Annotated in this window: 17 protein-coding genes and 3 pseudogenes; 16 read left to right on the forward strand and 4 right to left on the reverse strand. The window is 37.9% G+C overall.

The genetic code is table 11. The annotated features are described in order from the left end of the window. Positions 1 to 151 precede the first annotated feature (151 nt). From AB1L08_RS09400 to AB1L08_RS09420, 5 genes are all read left to right on the forward strand, one after another. The gene (locus AB1L08_RS09400) at positions 152 to 757 is read left to right on the forward strand and encodes a TetR/AcrR family transcriptional regulator (RefSeq protein WP_221835865.1); all 606 of its coding nucleotides are present in this window, start codon (positions 152 to 154) and stop codon (positions 755 to 757) included. A gap of 475 nt (positions 758 to 1,232) precedes the next feature. Then, positions 1,233 to 1,817, forward strand: a complete 585-nt coding sequence (locus AB1L08_RS09405; RefSeq protein WP_120075924.1) for a TetR/AcrR family transcriptional regulator — start codon at positions 1,233 to 1,235, stop codon at positions 1,815 to 1,817. A gap of 235 nt (positions 1,818 to 2,052) precedes the next feature. Beyond that, positions 2,053 to 3,126, forward strand: a complete 1,074-nt coding sequence (locus AB1L08_RS09410) for an MFS transporter (protein WP_413064441.1) — start codon at positions 2,053 to 2,055, stop codon at positions 3,124 to 3,126. 212 nt (positions 3,127 to 3,338) lie between these two features. Then, positions 3,339 to 3,428 carry a hypothetical protein gene (locus tag AB1L08_RS09415; protein WP_373284649.1) on the forward strand — a complete coding sequence of 30 codons (90 nt, stop codon included), beginning with the start codon at positions 3,339 to 3,341 and terminating at the stop codon, positions 3,426 to 3,428. Positions 3,429 to 3,511: 83 nt separating this feature from the next. Next, positions 3,512 to 5,239, forward strand: a complete 1,728-nt coding sequence (locus AB1L08_RS09420) for a multicopper oxidase family protein (RefSeq protein ID WP_120075920.1) — start codon at positions 3,512 to 3,514, stop codon at positions 5,237 to 5,239. 69 nt (positions 5,240 to 5,308) lie between these two features. On the opposite strand, the gene AB1L08_RS09425 is transcribed toward AB1L08_RS09420, so the two are convergent. Further along, positions 5,309 to 6,217 (reverse strand): helix-turn-helix transcriptional regulator, encoded by a 909-nt coding sequence (locus AB1L08_RS09425; RefSeq protein ID WP_120075918.1) that lies wholly within the window; start codon positions 6,215 to 6,217, stop codon positions 5,309 to 5,311. 77 nt (positions 6,218 to 6,294) lie between these two features. Here AB1L08_RS09425 and AB1L08_RS09430 point away from each other — a divergent pair, with 77 nt between their 5' ends. The 4 genes and pseudogenes from AB1L08_RS09430 to AB1L08_RS09445 form a co-directional block, all read left to right on the forward strand. Beyond that, positions 6,295 to 6,750 carry a VOC family protein gene (locus tag AB1L08_RS09430; RefSeq protein ID WP_120075926.1) on the forward strand — a complete coding sequence of 152 codons (456 nt, stop codon included), beginning with the start codon at positions 6,295 to 6,297 and terminating at the stop codon, positions 6,748 to 6,750. Between the two features lie 703 nt (positions 6,751 to 7,453). Further along, a complete protein-coding gene (locus tag AB1L08_RS09435; protein ID WP_413064409.1) occupies positions 7,454 to 8,101 on the forward strand; it encodes a DUF2306 domain-containing protein in 648 nt (215 codons plus the stop codon). A gap of 115 nt (positions 8,102 to 8,216) precedes the next feature. Continuing rightward, positions 8,217 to 8,663 (forward strand): GNAT family N-acetyltransferase, encoded by a 447-nt coding sequence (locus AB1L08_RS09440; protein ID WP_413064410.1) that lies wholly within the window; start codon positions 8,217 to 8,219, stop codon positions 8,661 to 8,663. Between the two features lie 657 nt (positions 8,664 to 9,320). Then, positions 9,321 to 9,548 (forward strand): annotated as a pseudogene (locus AB1L08_RS09445) (LOG family protein); the annotation flags it as partial. Positions 9,549 to 9,899: 351 nt separating this feature from the next. Here AB1L08_RS09445 and AB1L08_RS09450 read toward each other — a convergent pair. Then, positions 9,900 to 10,502: a hypothetical protein gene (locus tag AB1L08_RS09450; protein ID WP_413064411.1), complete on the reverse strand. Its 603-nt coding sequence runs from the start codon at positions 10,500 to 10,502 to the stop codon at positions 9,900 to 9,902. A 686-nt stretch (positions 10,503 to 11,188) separates the two neighbouring features. Between AB1L08_RS09450 and AB1L08_RS09455 the strand changes: the two genes are divergently transcribed. Next, entirely contained in the window at positions 11,189 to 11,401 is a 213-nt protein-coding gene (locus AB1L08_RS09455; RefSeq protein WP_158323961.1) for a hypothetical protein, read from the forward strand. Here the strand turns inward: AB1L08_RS09455 and AB1L08_RS09460 are convergent. Then, positions 11,370 to 12,122 carry an alpha/beta fold hydrolase gene (locus AB1L08_RS09460; protein ID WP_413064412.1) on the reverse strand — a complete coding sequence of 251 codons (753 nt, stop codon included), beginning with the start codon at positions 12,120 to 12,122 and terminating at the stop codon, positions 11,370 to 11,372. The two genes, AB1L08_RS09455 and AB1L08_RS09460, sit on opposite strands and share 32 nt — an antisense overlap. Before the next feature lie 321 nt (positions 12,123 to 12,443). On the opposite strand from AB1L08_RS09460, the gene AB1L08_RS09465 reads away from it, so the two are divergent. The 4 genes and pseudogenes from AB1L08_RS09465 to AB1L08_RS09480 all read left to right on the forward strand — a co-directional run bounded on the left by AB1L08_RS09465 (position 12,444) and on the right by AB1L08_RS09480 (position 16,736). After that, positions 12,444 to 13,037, forward strand: coding sequence for a TetR/AcrR family transcriptional regulator (locus tag AB1L08_RS09465; protein ID WP_120075554.1), 594 nt, complete (start codon positions 12,444 to 12,446; stop codon positions 13,035 to 13,037). Between the two features lie 317 nt (positions 13,038 to 13,354). Next, positions 13,355 to 13,474: pseudogene (locus tag AB1L08_RS09470) on the forward strand (TnsA endonuclease N-terminal domain-containing protein); the annotation flags it as partial. A 212-nt stretch (positions 13,475 to 13,686) separates the two neighbouring features. After that, positions 13,687 to 16,298: pseudogene (ppsA, locus tag AB1L08_RS09475) on the forward strand (phosphoenolpyruvate synthase). A 174-nt stretch (positions 16,299 to 16,472) separates the two neighbouring features. Further along, on the forward strand, positions 16,473 to 16,736 hold the full coding sequence (locus AB1L08_RS09480; RefSeq protein ID WP_283903081.1) for a GNAT family N-acetyltransferase: 264 nt from the start codon (positions 16,473 to 16,475) through the stop codon (positions 16,734 to 16,736). Between the two features lie 533 nt (positions 16,737 to 17,269). Here the strand turns inward: AB1L08_RS09480 and AB1L08_RS09485 are convergent. Next, a complete protein-coding gene (locus tag AB1L08_RS09485; protein WP_235870412.1) occupies positions 17,270 to 17,341 on the reverse strand; it encodes a hypothetical protein in 72 nt (23 codons plus the stop codon). 218 nt (positions 17,342 to 17,559) lie between these two features. On the opposite strand from AB1L08_RS09485, the gene AB1L08_RS09490 reads away from it, so the two are divergent. Beyond that, the gene (locus tag AB1L08_RS09490; RefSeq protein ID WP_413064413.1) at positions 17,560 to 18,099 is read left to right on the forward strand and encodes a dihydrofolate reductase family protein; all 540 of its coding nucleotides are present in this window, start codon (positions 17,560 to 17,562) and stop codon (positions 18,097 to 18,099) included. 680 nt (positions 18,100 to 18,779) lie between these two features. After that, entirely contained in the window at positions 18,780 to 19,415 is a 636-nt protein-coding gene (locus AB1L08_RS09495; RefSeq protein WP_413064414.1) for a PadR family transcriptional regulator, read from the forward strand. The last annotated feature ends 20 nt before the right edge of the window (positions 19,416 to 19,435 follow it).

Genomic DNA, 19,435 nt, shown 5'->3' on the forward strand with positions numbered 1-19,435 from the left:
TCATCAGATTACACTCCATTTCCAGTAAATTTTTGGGAATTCAGGAATTTACTCGTTTGGAATGCCGAGAGTATATTATGTTATAATTTAAATAACACATCGTATTAAAAACATAATAACACACTGTGCTAAAAAGAGGAAGTGATTTTTCATGCCAAGGATTGTTAATCATGAAAAAAAGAGGAAGTCAATTGCTGAGGCCGCTTGGAGTATTATTAAGGAAGAGGGAATCGAAAAGGCATCTATAAGAAGAGTTGCTATTGAAGCAGGCATGTCTGCTGGAGCGTTAAGACATTATTTTTCAACTAAGGATGAAATGTTATTATTTATCATGGATTATTATCTGGAAGAAGGGAAAAAACGTTCTCAAAGTAAAAGTTGGTCAGACAATCCATTGCAGGCAGTCGCAGAAGTTTTATTGGAGCTTGTACCAATTGATGAAGAAAAGAAAATCGAAACGAGCGTTTGGTGGATCCTTGCACTTCAGTCACTTACAAGTGATACATTAAAAGAAAAAAAAGATGAAATGACTAACGGTATGTATGAATTAGCAAATTCAATGATCGAGATATTAGTCCTACAAGGGATTTTATCTGATTCAACTAATGTAAAATTAGAAAAAAGTAGGCTAGCGGCATTAATTGATGGATTGTCCATTCATGCTCTGTTAAGACCTGATGTCTACTCTCCAGAAAAGGTGAAGGAAGTAATCCGTTATCATTTAGAAACACTCTGCGATGAAAGTAAATTGAGTTAATTGATCATGTATCTGAAGTTATAGTCCATTTGTGTTATAACGAGATGCACTTCAAAGGGGCATTTTGTTGAACAGTTGCATGAAGTAGGCTTTAGTATATTACAGCTTTTCCTTCCATTACAGGCATAGCCGTCATATTTTTAGTAAAAATACAGTTCACGGATAAGCTTGTAACTAAGTTAAAAATAAATTATTTTAGAATGGCAGTAAATTAGATGAAAAATTCACATTTTTAATCATAGGTTTAAAAAATAGTTACTTTTCAATAAAAATCTGATAGGAAGTGTGAAAATATGTTGGATACTATATGTTTTTTCTGCAAAAATAAATTTACGATTAATCATTCTGATTCACAATATTATAAAATCAAAAAAGGAGAAAATAAATATTATATATGTAAAAGTTGCAATCCTTATAATTTTTGACCATTCATTCTGAAAATGTTATTCTTTTAAAAGAAAGGGGGAAAAGGCACATGGCACGACATAAAGAATTTGATGAAGCAAAGGTTCTCAGTAAAGCAATGGAATTCTTTTGGTATCGGGGTTATGAGGGTACTTCTCTTCAAGAACTACTGAAATATTTGGGAATTGCAAAGCAAAGTATGTATGATACCTATGGAAATAAACACGACTTATTTTTAGCCTCTTTAAAACATTATGCGGATCAGAAGATAACGTATCTAAATGACGCGCTTGAAAGATATGACTCGCCAAAGGAATCCATCATGTTTGTTTTTTACGATTTAGTAAAATTTCTCATTGACGAAGAACGAAAAAAAGGATGCTTTATGATCAATACGGCAGTAGAACTGGCGCCACATGATCAGGAAATTTCGAGATTGGTTGAAACGAACATGGAGAATGAAGTGTCTGCATTTTATCGGGCATTAATCCGCGCACAAAAAGAAGGTGAATTAAGTGAGCGGCACAATGATCTTATGGCACTTGCCCGATTCTTGAACCATGCTCGATATAGTTTGTTTATTGCATCTAAATCCACTTCAGATCCCGTTGTTTTAAATGATATTGTTAAAATTACACTCTCGGTCTTAGATTAACCTTTTGCTGACCCTTTTCTTATTTATGATTATTTTAGACCGATCAGTCTATAATAACCATTTTTCACTGGGGTTTTTGCGATTATATTAGACCGAATGGTCAAAAAAGGAGAGATATTGTGGAAAACAACAAAAGGATTGATTCTAAAACGAATCTGGGCATTTTGATGCTTGCTATAGGAATGTTTGTTGTTGGGACAGTTGAATTAGTTTTTGCTGGAGTGTTGAAACTGATATCACTGACCTCGGAGTTTCGGTCGCAACTACGGGACAGCTCGTGACCATTTATGCTGTTATTTATGCAATAGGTACACCTATTCTCATTTCGTTAACCTCCCGCATAGAGAGGAAAAAGCTGTTATTACTTTCGTTATTCGCTTTTATCCTCAGTAACGTCATTGCAGCCATTAGTCCAAATTATATCTTTCTTATGATCTCAAGAATGATTGCAGCCATTAGTGCCGGGATATTTAGCGTATCTTCCATTGCATTTGCTGCCAAACTAGTCCCTCCCGAAAAAGCAGGGAAAGCAATCGGGACAACGGTTATGGGATTTAGCTCTTCATTGGTTTTAGGGGTACCTCTAGGAACAGTTGTAGGAGAAGCATTTGGATGGAGAATGACGTTCACTTTTGTGGCACTTGTTACTCTTCTTCCTGTGTTTGGAATTTGGCTATTTACTCAGAAAGTAAAAGGAGAGGATCCAGTACCGCTAAAAACACAGTTTTCTATCTTACGAAAACCCGCAATGGTTATGGGGCAATTGGTGAGTGCGTTCGTATTTATTGGCCAATTTTCTCTGTATACGTATTTCACACCCTTCTTGCATCATCTGGCTAGTTTTAATATGGGAAAAATTACCATCGCATTCTTTGTTTTAGGCATATTTGGTATTCTAGGAAGTTATATAGGTGGTTATAGCGTAGATAAGTGGGGTGTTAAGAAGACGTTATTTGTAACGATAGGTAGTAGGGTACTTACATTCTTTTTACTTCCGCTGGTTGGGGAACATCCTATTTTTTTATTTTTGATCATGATGGTATGGAGTGCTTCCGGCTGGGCAACGACTCCCGCGAATCAAACATATCTTAGATCTTTGGCTCCAAAATTAGCGGATATGATTATTGCGGTGAATACATCTTTCATGCAATTAGGTATTGCTTTAGGATCAGCAATGGGAGGATTAATCATCAGCAATCATTATTCTTATACCTCACTAAGTTGGTTTGCAGGAGTTATTACCTTGGTTGGTTTATTTTCTTTTTTTCTCTCCATTTCCCTTTCCAATAGGCAAGATACTATCCAATAGGATGTTTAAATTTTTATATCCAACTAGCTTATGTTTAGTTGCACCTTTTAAAAAAATGAAATGAAAGAGGGATTAGTTTGATTATTGCCAAATTCCGAAAGATAAAATGGTAAATGGAAGTCGCATAGAAAAGGGGACAAAACGCTTTGGGGAATTAAGACGTTTAATGCCCGAATTTAACGCAAGCTGTACCAACGCAACAACTCAAAGAGCTGGAAAAAGACGGACTGGTCACCCGTGTTGTGTATCAGGAAGTTCCACCAAGAGGTGATATGTTGCGAGATTTCATGCATAGAAAATAATCATTATGTTCCAATAAATTTTCCACACACTGAACAGTCTTTCTGCATTCTATATATAGAAATGTGTAAAGGGGCTGGTCGTCATGTCTTTAACAAAGTTTGTCGATAAATTGCCGATAATTCCAACGCATAAACCAATTGGGACATATCAAGGAGTTCCCTATTTTGAAGTGTCCATGCGACAGATAAAGCAGAAGCTGCATCGTGATTTGCCGCCAACGACTGTTTGGGGATATAACGGTATCTATCCTGGTCCAACATTTGAAGCGATCAGGAATCAGCCGATCTATGTGAAATGGAAGAATAAGCTTCCATTTGAGCATCTCTTACCTGTTGATCGAAGCCTTATGGGTGCTGGAACTGACCAACCTTCCGTCCGTACGGTTGTTCATTTACATGGGGGGCGTAATCGACCTGAAAATGACGGGTCACCCGATGCATGGTTCACACGTGACTTTGGAAAAAAAGGTCCAAATTTTGTTAAAGAGATCTACTATTATCCAAATTGTCAGCGTTCTGCAACTCTTTGGTATCATGACCATGCCCTGGGAATCACTCGTTTGAATGTATATGCCGGATTATCCGGGTTTTATATAATTCGTGATCAGCAAGAAGAGGAGTTGAATCTGCCAAGCGGGGATTATGAAATCCCTTTGCTGATTCAAGACAAGTCTTTTTATCCTAACGGAGAGCTCTATTATCCTGCTAAACCAGATAAACCACCAGCAACTGCACCCAATTCGCCGCCTATGCCCAATCCCTCTATTGTGCCAGAGTTTTTTGGTGATACAATTCTAGTCAATGGCAAAGTTTGGCCCTATCTTGAAGTAGAACCTCGTAAATACCGTTTTCGCATCCTAAATGGATCAAATGCTCGTTTTTATGAGCTACGGTTAAACAATGGACAACAATTTATTCAAATTGGTACAGACGGCGGCTTACTAGGGTCTCCAGTCGAAGTAAATACGATTCTGCTTTCGCCTGCAGAGCGTGCCGATATTATTATTGACTTTTCTAAAAGTAAGGGAGAACAAATTATTCTTACCAATAGTGCGAATGCACCATTCCCGGGGGGCAGTGGTGATGCTCCAACAGCCGATACCTCACAAATTATGGAGTTTCGAGTTAACGAACATCAGGAAATTGCTGATTCTAGTATAATTCCCGCGAAACTAAGCTGTATGGAAATATTAAATCCCATAGAATCTACTTATACTCGAGTGAACACATTAGATGAGGATACGGATGAGTATGGTCGTCCATTCCAATTGCTCAATAAAATGATGTGGGGGGAGCAGCCTATTACAGAGACGCCTTCCAACGGCAAAATTGAAATTTGGGAGTTTTACAATATGACTAACGATTCGCACCCGATTCACCTGCATCTCGTCCATTTTCAAATCCTAGACCAAGCGAAGTTTAGTGGAAATCCCCTTCATCCAGAAAATCCAAAAGAACCGTTGGTAATAGGAGATCGAATCCCACCTCTACCAAATGAACGTGGCTGGAAAGACACAGTACGTGTTGACCCGGGAATGGTCACACGGATCATTGCCCGTTTTGGCCCTTACACTGGAATCTACCCATGGCATTGCCATATGCTTGAGCATGAAGACCATGATATGATGCGACCCTACGAAGTGTTGAGGAACCCATCGTTTGATCCGTGTGCAGCGATTCCGTCCGTATGTGCAGATGATTCTTTTGCACAATGCTTCAATAATGGAATGTGTCGAGACTATCCTAAGGAGTCAGCTCAAGAGGCTGATATCATAGTGAAAATAGGGGAGCGTATAATAAAAAGGTTTTGATGGGAGACAGAGAAAGAGATTTGAAATCAGGATACCCATACTAAAGAGAGATACCAAACGGTGAACATTTTATTTGTAAAGTTTCACTGTCTCCTCCAAAATATTCAAATATTTAGCAATAAAGCTTTTTGGCTTTATAATTTTAACTTTATTGCCGAATCCCGCTAAAAACTGGTAGGCAAATTGATTCTCAGGTAATTCAATAGTCGCAAGATAACTTCTTGGAGTCACTTTTGTTACGACATTTTTTCCGTATCTCTCGATAAATTGATCTCTTACAACAACATCTATCAATAGCTGTACACTAACCAAATTTGACTGTTTATTATGTTGCTTTTCTTCTTCCAAAACTTTATCAGGTCTTGGAACAAAAAAACCGTCTTTTTGGATATTTGCTATCCTCGTCACTTTAAATGTTCGATAATCTTCCCGTTCTAAACTATAACCATAAAGATACCAATGCATTTCACTTACATACATCATATAGGGTTCTACGACTCTATATGTTATGTTTCCTTTTTGGTCTACATACTCAAACTTTAATAACCAATTATTTTCAATGGCTTGTTTGATAAATAAAATATCTTCTTTAATTTGACTTCTCCCTGCCCAATCATAAAAAGATAAATCAAGTTTTGGAGCTATATCTGTGCTGGTCATTCCTTTGATTTTTTGAATAGTCGTTTGAATTTCTTGATTCGTAATCAGTTGCTCAAAACCCCCTAAAGCTACGAGTATATTTTCAATATCTTTGTTATTTAATAATCGTTTATCGAATTTATACTCTTCCATCAGTGTGTATCCGCCTTCAACACCATATTTGGCATAAATAGGGATGTTTGCATAACTTAGTGTTTCCATATCACGCTGAATAGTTCGTCTTGTTACATGAAAAAGTCGACTAAATTCTGATGCCGAAACAACCTCTTTTTGTAATAAGATCATCACGATCGAGATAAGTCTCTCAATTTTTTTCATATTTTCCTCCTATATACGACATACATATGTCACCTATGTGCTATTATACTGCAAATATGAAAAGGAGGAAATAAATGATGAAAGCAATAACGTATCTACAATTTGATGGAAAAGCAGAAGAAGCGTTAGCCTTTTATAAAAAGGCGTTACAAGCAACAAGCGTAAAAAAAGTGAGATTTGGTGCTTTTGATCAAGACCCAAATGCTCCATTAACAGAAGAGGAGCAAAACATGATTATGGAATCTCGTATTGAGTTTTCAGGGAATGTTTTAATGCTCTCTGATGTTCTGCCCTCTATGCAAGCTGTGACTGGCGAAGTCATAAAGGGAAATGCTCTCTTAATTAGTATCATTGATGCTGATCCAGAGATGAATAAACAAATTTTCGAAAAGCTATCAGAAGGTGGTACTGTGATCATGCCGTTATCTTCTACTCCATGGTCAGCTAGTTTTGGAATGTTAATCGATAAATTTGGTGTAATGTGGAAGTTTAATAGTGAAGCAAGTAAATTTCTAGATAGTTTTGTAAGTTAAATTTGTATTGTGGGGATTAAGACTCTCCAATATTTTTATTATCAGACCCTGAAATTCCTTTATGATAAGGGATTTCAGGTCGGATTAACCCCGAAATTTTAGACATTAGCGCTCTTAATCGAATTTGGCCGCTGCAATTTGGCGCTTCATTCTAGTTTTCGCGCTACATTTTATATGCCCTGTCGCCATTTTTGGAATGACTGTAACAGATGTCGTACTCATCTGGCATGTCCTAACAATCTATCAGCCGGATTTAATTCTTTGGATGAAGATTATGGCCATTGCTGTGTCCCTAAAAGGCGTTGTGGAGATTTTGCTGTTTATTCGACTTTTTGCAATAGGCCGGTCCAATGAAGACACTTGAATGGAAGAAGGACTTTTCTGTATGAGCAAGAAGAAAGTGAACCATTTCGTAATTTTATTTTGCATCTCTTTTGAAAAAAATTTAATGGAACGAACAAATTTCAGTGGCATATATGTTACATTAAAACTAATAAAGCAATCTTAGAGCTCGTTTGATATCATTCCGATTTTCGTTAAAGAAGACGAAGAACATTTACAAAATAGATCTGTGATATTTTTTATTATTCCTTTACGTATATTGGAACAGATTTAGATTTAAAAAAATTATGGTGCAGGGAGGTGGGGACTTGTGGAATATATTTTTATGGCTGCTCGGTGGTCCCATATTATAGGGGGCTTCTTGGCATTATTTGTGTTTTGGATTCCAATCGTTACGAGAAAGGGGAGAAAGGTTCATCGACGCAGTGGCTGGATATATGTAGTTGCGATGAGCATTGTGTCCGTTTCAGCATTATATATGGGGATTTATCGTCTTGCGTGGGATTCGTCATTTGATGCAGATGATGTTCCCTTTTCTTGGTTTCTGATTTTTATTGCTATTTTAAGTGGTGGGGCTGTATGGTATGGTTTACGTGTCCTTCGTTATAAAACGCGCAGAATAGGACATAGAAAAGCAATGGATCTATTGCTGCCGATACTATTACTTATCTCTGGTATCGCCATTAGTATATATGGTTGGAAAATAGATTTTCCCTTATTGAAGTTTTTTCCTATTGTAGGTGTGTTCTTGGGAGGGGCTCAACTGCAATATTGGTTGTCATCTCCGACTAGAAGGTCGCATTGGATAGTAGAACATATTATAGGTATGCTGACGTGCTGTATTGCTACCGTAACTGCATTTACTGTATTTGGTGCGCCGAGGCTTCTTCACGTTGAATCCGTAAGTCTGGTCGTATGGGTCATCCCAATCGTTGTTTTTGTTCCGCTTATTATTGGATTCACTACCTATTATACAAATAAAATGGACGGAAAACGTTCTGCATCTTGATCGTGTGAAAAGAATATTTCCAATAATCAATCAGTGAACCCCTTTTATTTCCCTATGAATATCGGTACAATTTTTTTTAAACTCTATTTTAAAAATAAAGTATGAGGAGAAACAAATGAATAATAAATATGTTACCTACAAAAAGTTACAGTCTGGCAATGAAAAGGATTTTCATGATTTAGTCTTGTTATTCAATGATGTTTTTGAGACTGAAAATGACGTAAATAAGGAGAATATCAGACGATTGCTGAACAATCCAAGTTTTGTATGTTTGGTCGCTTTTCATCATCATGAGGTTATTGGTGGAATAACTGCTTATGAGCTCATGTCATATGATAAGCCTGGATCTGTGATGTATGTTTATGATTTAGCAGTTCAAAATATCCATCAGCGAAGCGGGATTGGCAGTAGATTGGTTTCAGAGTTATTAGCGGATTGCAGGCAAAAAGGAATAAAGGAACTATTTGTCCAAGCGGAGGAAGCTGACGCACATGCAGTTCAATTTTATCAGAAATTGGGAGGCGAATCTTTTAAAACACGCCAGTTTCATTTTAATCTTTAACGAACTTCTAAAAGAAGTCCCCCACTTCAAACGGCGATAGCCCTCCGGGCAACGGCCGTTTTCTCAGAACCGCCGGCGAAAACTGGATTCCGTGCACGCCAGCGGAAACCCCTCCTTAGCCGATTCGATCTTTAATCGGTTAAGGAGGGGAGGTTCACGGATAAGCTTGTAACAAATTGTTGAAGTTAAAAATAAATTATTTTAGAATGGCAGTAAATTAGATGAAAAATTCACATTTTGAATCATAGGTTTAAAAAATAGTTACTTTTCAATAAAAATCTGATAGGAAGTGTGAAAATATGTTGGATACTATATGTTTTTTCTGCAAAAATAAATTTACGATTAATCATTCTGATTCACAATATTATAAAATCAAAAAAGGAGAAAATAAATACTATATATGTAAAAGTTGCAATAATTCATTTCAACAAGAAGCTATTAATAAAACTGGAATAAGTCCGAATCAAATTGATGATTATGATAAGTTTTTCCGGTATAAATAAAACTCTCTTTAATATCGTGTAAATGTCAATCTTCTCATCATTCTTACAAAACTTTCCTGTAGAATATTCTCAATGAGGGGATTAGAACGAAAGCGATTAATCGTGCGATAGCTTAGTTCGTAACCCTGAACTAGCCACATCATGCGAACACTGTGGAGCAAGTGTTGGTGTTATGGGAGCAGTTGCGGATGCTGTCTTAGATGAAGGTAGACAAGTTATTGGAATTATGCCTAGTTTTTTAGAGCAGAGAGAAATATCGCATAAAAGATTATCCAAGCTGATAGTTGTCGAATCTATGCTTGAGAGAAAGGCTAAAATGGCAGAGCTTGCAGATGGCTTTGTCGCTTTACCAGGTGGACCAGGAACATTAGAATGTCACTTTAGGAGATATATTGCACACCATTTAAACGCTATTTTGCATTAAGTAAATATAAAAGCCTAATTTCTCAACATTAAAATTGAGAAATTAGGCTTATAGAAGGACATTAAACCCTTTCGATCATGATGCATAATGTCCCAGGTTTTTCTAAACTTCATATTCCTCTTTGCTCTGGTTAAATAAACAAATAATAATTTACTCTAGAAGTTTTAGGTGACTGATTATTCACAAAGTAGCCTGTTTGTTGAACTAAGATCAATAATTAGGACTGTGAGTTTATGATACCATCCAAACACAGAAATGTTGAATGGTTGTTTTAAGATTCCCTTTTTTTCGTGGACGTTACCATTTTTCTCATCTAACTCGATAAGATGAGACTTGGTCGTTCCAAGAAGTAGTACCAGACATTCCCCAAGAAGTTAAATTGGTGGTAAAGTATTTGTTTGGATAACTTACAAGAGTTAAATAACGACCACCATAATAACGATTTTGATAGAGCCTAATCCAAGAACCAGGAGCTACGGATACAGCAGATATTCTGTTATCCCATGCAGTACTCAGAGAAGTGACCTGAGTTCCAGGATACGCAATTAATGATCTTCCATATCCATGACCCGAAGTATGTTCATATAAATAAGTTGGTCTTGCCATTATACCTATTGACTGACTAGATAATTGCTCTGTAACTTTTTGATGATATGCTTCATATTTTTCTGGAGTTGAGAAGCCATGTACCTTTTCTCCTTGATCAGTTGCTTCAACTACCATTCCAATAATTTTTTTATGTTTACCTGGTGCATATTTTATTCCATCTACTGTGTCAACTTTTAGATCTTGATCTGGATTCGATGTTAAACTAGCTGCATTTGTTCTACCTTCAAAGCTAAAAACTAAAGAGAAAACTCCTACTAGGGCTATTAAAGCTAAAGACAGATTACGTATCATTTTTCTTTTCATCAAAGTTCCTCCTCTTAAATTAAAAGTCAATCTATTGTAGTGCAACTTTTTTCAAAACGGTTAAACTTTATTTTAAATCCACAACACGATATTCTTTAACTTTTTCCGCTTGAACCTCACCTTCCTTTTTGTAATAATATGACTTAATTTTCACCTCCTTAATAATTGACTGACTTTTCTGGTAAGGTGCGATATTTACATAGACCTGCACCTACTTGTCCCATGTTTTTAAAAGTGATTTCAACATATGAATGGCATGTTTCTGCTTTTTAAGATCCAACGGTTTCTGCCATCGAAGTTGCCCTTCTAATAAAAGCATCATTTGGAAAGCAATGTCTTCACATTGCATAAGAACCTCTTTGATTAGTTGTTCCTTCGATGTAAAGTGGTTTTGTATAACGTCATAGTAGCTACATTTGCTTCCTCAATAATTTTCTTTATTCCAACAGCATGCAAACCGTGATAGTTTCGAGCATTCATAAACACTCCTTATTAATAGGAAATCCTTTAATCTCTTTTAATGTATAAAAAAGAAACAGTGGTACCACTGGCTCTAGTCATGCTGTTTGAGAATAGCCATTACTTATTTCTCACCAACTGATATAAAGACGTGAAGGTGTCATAAGTTATCAATATTCTTTAGGTGGAGACAGCCCCATGGATTCATTGACTGGAACAGGGGTAACATGGCACTCTATTTTATTGAGTATGATAAAAATTTTAAAAACTTCAATGAAGAAAATATAAAAATCATAGATATACTTAATGAAAATACAGAATTAGGTGAATGGAAATCCTTAGATTTTGCTAGTTTTGGCGCAAGTGGTTTAGAATTATTTGTCTATGGTGATAAGATGTCATTTCTGATTACCATTCTGGTAAGCTCAAAAAAAGACTGATATGGTCGGAAACTTCCTTAGGGTGGGTCAAAGTGATGATGTGATTAGCACCAGGTATACGCACAAAGTTAATATTGGGAACTTCCTTATATAATTGTGCGATTTTAAAGAGATCTCCTGAGTCCTTCTCGCCTATGATAAAAAGTGTCTTCGTTTTAATTTCTCCCAATCTTTCCATCGCTGAATTGGAGGAAACAGTTTCGAATGTTTTCCAATCAAAAGTCTTTTGAATATTGTGTATCATCATTTCGCGCAATAAATCGTATGCTTTTCCGAAAGAAACACTCCAGGAAGGCTCGCTTAATGTTATATTAGTCATTTTCTCGACATCTGGTGCAGCTTTAAAAACTCGGCTCTCTAATTCCGCATGTTCGGAAGAAAATTTAAACCCCGACAGGCCTGGAGCGACCAATACCAATTGAGACACCCTTTTTGGATAGGTCAGAGTAAAATCAGTTGCAATTTGTCCACCTAGGGAATGTCCAACGAGGGCACCTTTCTTAATTTTAAGATGGTCCAAGAGTTTTCTAAGATCCTCAACATAATCAATGGGTTTATTCGGAACAGGTGACTTCCCTGCACCCCGGACATCAGGAGTGATTACTTTGAACGACTTTGAAAGATGTGGTGTGATGAATTCCCAGTCACGTGAATCCATAGCTCCACTATGAAGTAGTATAACCGGCTTTCCGTTTCCTTTAATTTCGTAATGAAGATCCATCTATTTCAATCTCCTTTCCCTGAAAAAAGTAGGCACTGCCCATGACTATCTTCGTTTCATTTCTAAGATTCCTTCCCTTATCCCCTAAACTGTTCATAAAACCATTTATTAAACTTATTCGGTTAATAAGGAAGTTTAATGTACCTTACAAATGATTTAATTGTTCAAGAAGGTCCTATTTCACCACTTTGATAATGTCCATCCGCTTTAATGTTCCAATGAGTGATTTCAAGAACCTTAACATCCCCCCTTATTTATTTCACACACTGTGATGAAATGATAATAACACAGTGTGTGAAATAAAAGCAAGAGGTGATTTGAGTGCCGAAAATAGTTGATAATGATCACAAAAGAAAAATGATCGCTGAAACAGCTTGGAAAATTATTGAAACGGAAGGCATTGAAAAAGCATCTATCCGAAGAATTGCATCTGAAGCTGGAATGTCTACCGGAGCACTAAGACATTATTTCTCAAACCAAGATGAATTACTATTATTTATTATGGAATATTTTCTTGTTCGTGGGAAAGAAAGGTCGGAGAATAAATCATGGTCAAAAAACCCTCTTATTGCGGTACAGGAAACGTTGTTAGAATTAGTTCCTGTGGATCGGGATAAACAAACTGAAACTTGCATTTGGCTAGTTTTCGCCATTCGCTCACTTACAAGTGTAGCTTTGAATAAAAAAAAAGATGAACTAACTGAAGGAGAATATATTTTAATGGAGGCACTGCTTGAAATATTGATAAAAGCAGGCTATGTAAATAAAGACATAAATATTAAAATAGAAAAATTAAGGCTTTCGGCCGTCATTGAAGGTTTATCCATACATGCTCTATTAAGACCGGATATATTCACAATTGAAAAAACGGAACAAATTATTACTCACCACTTAAATGAACTTTGCAACCAATAATATATTAAGTTAAACATTTGTTTTCTAAATAAACCCTCTGGAATTACTCGACAATGAAAAGAAGTAGGATCCCACCATAAAATCCGAAGAGCCATTTTAAATTAAAATGATTTTAAAAGTAAGAAATTAGTAAATGGCTAACTAAAGGGACTTCATCCGAATTCGGAGTTTATTAAAAATGCCTCAACTCAATTTATAGACGAAATAGCATCTGAATTAACAGGAGAGGAATTCATGACACCGGGAATGACATCAAGGAAAAATCTCGTCTGAATATCATACTTGAAAAGTAAATTAATAATTTCGGAGGTGTAGTTATGTCTAAACGCCAAACTGGTTGGACCGAAAAGAAAATTGACCGATATTATAAAGAAGGCCGTGGCCAAGGAGAATTAGGAAATTATAAGCCTTGGCTGACGATCCAAGATGTGCCGTCCATAAAAAAGGGACAGTTACGATAAATAATCAGTAACTGTCCCTTTCCTTGACTTAATTATATCATGATTAATCAAAAATTTTCAGTCTTTTTTTAATTTTTTTACCTGCTAGTATTAATCCAGCGGTGTAGAAGCTTCGATGAGACATTTAACATGGTCAGATGAGCTTTTTTGTTAAATGATTTATCGAATCAATAAAAGGAGGGAAAGAAATGAAGAAATATGTGCTAGAGTTTCAAGAGATTGATAAAACGAGACAAATGGTGGTTGGGGGAAAAGGGGTTAACTTAGGGGAGTTATTGAAAATTCAAGGAATACAAGTGCCAGAAGGTTTTTGTGTTACGACAGAAGCCTATCAAAAAGCCCTTGAACAAAATGTAGCCTTCCATGCATTGTTAGACCAACTGACAATGCTAAATGCAACAGATCGAGATCAAATTGGTGAAATCAGCAGAAGGATTCGACAAACCATTATCGAAACAGAAATTCCTTCTGATGTTGCGGGCGGAGTTGCTCACTATCTCTCCCAACTTGGCGATGAACATGCATATGCAGTGCGTTCCAGTGCAACGGCTGAAGATTTACCTCATGCTTCTTTTGCCGGTCAGCAAAACACCTATTTAAATATCATTGGCAAAGAAGCAATATTGAAGCATATCAGCAAATGTTGGGCATCCCTATTTACGGATCGTGCTGTCATTTACCGCATTCAAAATGGATTCGACCATAGTCAAGTATATTTATCCGTTGTCATTCAAAGGATGGTTTTTCCACAGTCTTCAGGGATTTTATTTACCGCTGATCCGATTACTTCTAACCGAAAGCTGCTATCCATCGATGCTAGCTTTGGACTTGGAGAAGCACTCGTCTCTGGCTTGGTATCTCCCGATTGTTATAAAGTGCGTGATGGGGAAATCGTCGAGAAGAGAATCGCAACTAAAACATTGGCTATCTATGGACGAAAAGAAGGCGGAACAGAGACACACGAGATCGATCCAGATCAGCAAAAGACTCAGACCTTGACTGACCAACAAATTTTGCAACTGGCACGCATCGGCAGACAGATCGAAGCTTATTTCGGCCAGCCGCAAGATATCGAATGGTGTTTGGCCCAAGATACATTCTACATTGTCCAGAGTCGGCCAATCACGACTTTATACCCCATCCCTGAAGATAATGATCAGGAAAATCACGTCTATGTATCTGTTGGTCATCAACAAATGATGATCGACCCCATGAAACCATTGGGATTATCTTTTTGGCTGTTAACGACTCGTGCCCCCATGCGTAACGCTGGCGGAAGGTTGTTTGTTGATGTAACACCTATGCTGGCTTCACCTGCTAGCAGAGAAATGGTATTAAATAACCTAGGACAATCCGATCCGCTAATCAAAGACGCACTGATGACCGTCATCGAGCGAGGAGATTTTATAAAATCATTACCAAATGACAAAAAAGAACAGAGTGCCGTTAAAAGCAAAGAAGCTATACCGCCTGCGGGTTCTCAAGCACAGAAATCGATCCGACAATCGTTTCTGATTTGATTCAGCGTAGTCAAACATCGATCGAGGCATTAAAACAAAATATCCAAACGAAATCGGGATCGGATTTATTCGATTTTATTCAAGAAGATATCCAGCAATTAACGAAGATGTTATCCGACCCACAAAGTTTGGGTGTTATTATAGCTGCTATGGATGCATCATCATGGATTAATGAAAAGATGAACGAGTGGTTAGGTGAAAAAAACGCAGCAGACACGCTGTCTCAATCGGTACCAAACAATATTACTTCGGAGATGGGTCTGGCGCTATTGGATGTCGCAGATGTGATTCGCCCTTATCCGAAAGTCATTGATTATTTACAACATGTAAAAGACGAACGCTTTTTGGATGAACTGGTGAAGTTTGATGGTGGACAGGAAACCCGAGACGCGATCTGTGCTTATCTCGACAAATATGGAATGCGATGTGCCGGAGAAATCGATATTACGAGAACCCGATGGAGCGAAAATCCGACTACACTTGTCCCCATTATTCTCAGTAATATCAAAAACTTTGAGCCGAATGCCGGCAAGCGGAAATTTGAGCAAGGGCGACGGGAAGCTTTGAAAAAAGAACAAGAGTTATTGGATCGATTGAAGCTATTATCGGATGGTGAACAAAAAGCCAAAGAAACCAAACAAAGGATCGACTTCATCCGGAATTTCAGCGGGTTTAGGGAATATCCGAAATACGCCATGGTCAATCGCTACTTCGTTTATAAGCAGGCTTTGCTGACAGAAGCCGAACAACTCGTACAAGCAGGCGTGATTCATGAGAAAGAAGATATCTACTATCTCACTTTTGAAGAACTTCGCGAAGTCGTCCTCACAAAGAAACTGGATGACCGGATCATCAGCAAACGAAAAGACGAGTACAAATTATTTGAAAAACTAACTCCGCCGCGTGTGATCACGTCCGATGGTGAAATCATTGCAGGTCAGTACAAGCGAGAAAATCTCCCAGCTGATGCGATTGTGGGTCTACCTGTGTCTTCCGGAGTTATAGAGGGAAAAGCACGTGTCATCTTAAACATGGAAGATGCTGATTTAGAAGATGGAGATATATTAGTTACCTCTTTTACTGATCCTAGTTGGACACCATTGTTTGTATCCATAAAAGGCCTAGTCACTGAAGTTGGTGGATTGATGACCCATGGAGCAGTTATTGCACGTGAATACGGTTTGCCCTCAGTTGTCGGTGTAGAAAATGCCACCAAGCTGATCAAGGATGGACAAAGGATCAGAGTAAATGGAACTGAAGGGTATATCGAAATATTATAATTGCTAAATACCTTACAGTAAGAAAGATGTTTTAAGGATTTTTGTTCGACTATACCAGCTAATATCAGAAAAGACTATTCCATTAATGGGCGCGATTGTTGAACAACCTAATGTAACGACTTTATTGTAACCATCTGTAGACTGTTACCAGCAATTGCCCCAAAAATTAAAGTAATTGGGGGAATAACTGCTTATGAGCTCATGTCGTATGATAAGGCTGGGTCCGTGATGTATGTTTATGATTTAGCAGTTCAAAATATCCATCAGCGAAGCGGCATTGGCAGTAGATTGGTTTCTGAGTTATTAGTGGATTGCAGGCAAAAAGGAATAAAGGAACTATTTGTCCAAGCGGAGGAAGCTGACGCACATGCAGTTCAATTTTATCAGAAATTGGGAGGCGAATCTTTTAAAACACGCCAGTTTCATTTTAATCTTTAACGAACTTCTAAAAGAAGTCCCCCACTTCAAACGGCGATAGCCCTCCGGGCAACGGCCGTTATCTCAGAACCGCCGGCGAAAGCTGGATTCCGTGCACGCCAGCGGAAACCCCTCCTTAGCTGATTCAATCTTTAATCGGTTAAGGAGGGGAGGTTCATTTCAGCGGCCCTCTAAAAGTTTCATCTTCAATCTTTGCTGTGTGTATGCGTGATACCCTGTAATTACGCAGTTCTCCATTCGCCTGTTTATAGACGATTGTTAGCCTTTTGCCTTCCCACACTGCTTGCTGGACTGTTTTAAGTGCATGAACGCTTTCCTTAGTTTGTCGCCAAGTACCTGAGTAGATATGAATTCTTTCCCAGCTCACTTGTGCCTCTTCTTGAAAAGTTTCTGGGATGGGCTAATAATTTTTTGTCTCGTATCCAATGTTTGTTTATTGAATCCTAAGTCTTTCAGCAATTCTTCCGAAGGGAAAAGAAAGAGCGATTTGACATCGCCAATGTTCAACCCGCTTAAGTGAGTGCGAAAATTATCTAACAGACGCCAATCTCCGTCTTTCCCTCGATCCGAATAATCGGTATTCTCGCATGACTTAAGGCGTCCATATCCCTTAGAATTGTTCTTTCTGAAACCTCAAGTTTGTTTGCAACTCCTTGGCTGTCATTTTCCCTCTATTTTGCAGCAATATCATTATGTTGAGTAACCGATCAGCCCGCATAATCTTTTAACCTTCTTTCGAAGTGCAAATTTATTTTTTATATGACAAGAGATGTCATATTAATGTTTTATACTTAATCTGTAGAAACGGAAAGGAGAATGATTGATGACTGAAAGTCGGAAAGTGGTATTATTTATTGCAACAAGTTTAGACGGGTATATTGCGACAAAAGAGGAGTCACTTGAATGGTTGTTTAAAGTAGAGGGAGAAGGAGATAATGGCACTTCTGAGTTTTTTGACACGATTGATACCGTTTTAATGGGGAAAACAACTTACGATTGGATTATGGAACATGAGGGTGACAATAGCTGGCTGTATTCTGATAAAAATTTTTATGTGTTTACAAGGTCTTCGATTGCTGATGATACGGAGCAGGTGAAATTTATTTGTCCCAGTATTCCGGACTTTGTAGATGAATTAAAAAAACAGGAAGGGAAAAATATTTGGATGGTTGGAGGAGGAGAACTGCTATATTCCTTCCTAAAAGAGAATGCTGTTGATGAGCTCATCATAACTATCGCACCAACGCTCATTGGAAGTGGGATTCCTTTGTTTAAGAATGGGGATTATCACTTAGAATTGTTATTACAAGGGACAAGGAAGTTTAATCAATTTGTAGAATTGCATTATGAGGTTAAGAGGTAAAACGTCTGACAGATAAAATAATATGCAAGTAAGCCTTGCAAGACCGAAATAAAGTACTTTTAACATAGGTAGTGCAGATGCTCCCGAGGTCCTCACAAAGGGCTGGGATCATTCCTTTTTGCAAACAACAATAGCCTAATCCGCCGTCATTGTACAGAAAGGATTAGGCTATTGTCAGCTGTTTATTCGTTTTGGCTCCGTCATACAAGGTGGCTTCTAACGTTACTGTATTGATTTTCGGTAAGCTATTCGATTTGTACGGTAGATTATTTACTCATGTTTGGTAGCCAATCTCCTGACGTCAAGATCTGCTGTGAGGCCTTCCATACGGGCAACCTCGATCCCTTCCGCTTACCGCTGTCGGTTCTTCTTCCGCTTCTGTTCTATCTCATGCGCAAGCAAATTTAAAAACTGGTCCTCCATGACTTTCCCAAAGTCGCTGGATCGTTTTGAACTTCCGGAAATCGGATAATGTTTCGATATCCAGGCATACAATGTCTGCCCCGATCCCTCGCGTGATTATTTCCATTCGCTAATGATCCCATCGTAATCCCGGCCGAGCCGATTCAATGCGTCCTAATACACCAGGTCCCCCTCGCGGAGCACCATGTGCTTGGCTGATATCGCGGCTGCTCGAAATCCTTACTGCTCCGCTTATCAAAAAATATGTGGTGTCCATCTTGACACGTCATATTATTAATAGTAATATTATTACTATGAAAAACAACATGATTAAAAAGTCACCTGTCGCTTTAGCCATACTTTGTTTTCTTATTGAGGAGCCTATGCATCCTTATCGTATGCAACAGCTTATTAAAGAGAGGGGGAAAGATGAGGTTATTAACGTTCGTCATCGAACGAGTATTTACCAAACGATTGATCGTTTGCATCGAGACAAGGCCATTGCCATCCAAGAAAAGAAAAAGAATGAAGGGAGACCCGATTTAATTGTTTATGAAATCACGGACCTGGGTCGAAATGCTGCCTATTCATGGATCCGGGAAATGATTTCTACACCGGCTCAGGAGTTTTTAGAGTTCCCTGCTGCCGTTTCTTTTCTGGCATTATTAACGCCTGAAGATGTTGCATTGCTTTTCAAACAAAGATTAAGCGCTCTTGAAAATACACTCGCACATCTTGAAGATCAGTTTCAGAAAGGAGCATCATTGGGCCTGCCGCGCTTATTTTTACTTGAGTCCGAATATCAACAAAAAGTGCTTGCGGCTGAAATGGAATGGATCCAATCCATCATCGCAGATATCGATGCTAAAAAATTGAAATGGAGCATGGAAGAGCTGCGCGAGAAAGAAAACTAACCTATATACGAAAGGTTGTA

Source organism: Siminovitchia jepli (assembly GCF_047228825.1).
GTDB lineage: Bacteria > Bacillota > Bacilli > Bacillales > Bacillaceae_C > Siminovitchia.

Excerpts from the sequence above, each read along its gene's own strand:
- AB1L08_RS09400 (WP_221835865.1), top strand. The coding sequence starts at position 152 with ATGCCAAGGATTGTTAATCATGAAAAAAAGAGGAAGTCAATTGCTGAG.
- AB1L08_RS09405 (WP_120075924.1), top strand. The coding sequence starts at position 1,233 with ATGGCACGACATAAAGAATTTGATGAAGCAAAGGTTCTCAGTAAAGCA.
- AB1L08_RS09420 (WP_120075920.1), top strand. The coding sequence starts at position 3,512 with ATGTCTTTAACAAAGTTTGTCGATAAATTGCCGATAATTCCAACGCAT.
- AB1L08_RS09425 (WP_120075918.1), bottom strand. The coding sequence starts at position 6,217 with ATGAAAAAAATTGAGAGACTTATCTCGATCGTGATGATCTTATTACAA.
- AB1L08_RS09430 (WP_120075926.1), top strand. The coding sequence starts at position 6,295 with ATGAAAGCAATAACGTATCTACAATTTGATGGAAAAGCAGAAGAAGCG.
- AB1L08_RS09440 (WP_413064410.1), top strand. The coding sequence starts at position 8,217 with ATGAATAATAAATATGTTACCTACAAAAAGTTACAGTCTGGCAATGAA.
- AB1L08_RS09450 (WP_413064411.1), bottom strand. The coding sequence starts at position 10,502 with ATGAAAAGAAAAATGATACGTAATCTGTCTTTAGCTTTAATAGCCCTA.
- AB1L08_RS09455 (WP_158323961.1), top strand. The coding sequence starts at position 11,189 with ATGGCACTCTATTTTATTGAGTATGATAAAAATTTTAAAAACTTCAAT.
- AB1L08_RS09460 (WP_413064412.1), bottom strand. The coding sequence starts at position 12,122 with ATGGATCTTCATTACGAAATTAAAGGAAACGGAAAGCCGGTTATACTA.
- AB1L08_RS09490 (WP_413064413.1), top strand. The coding sequence starts at position 17,560 with ATGACTGAAAGTCGGAAAGTGGTATTATTTATTGCAACAAGTTTAGAC.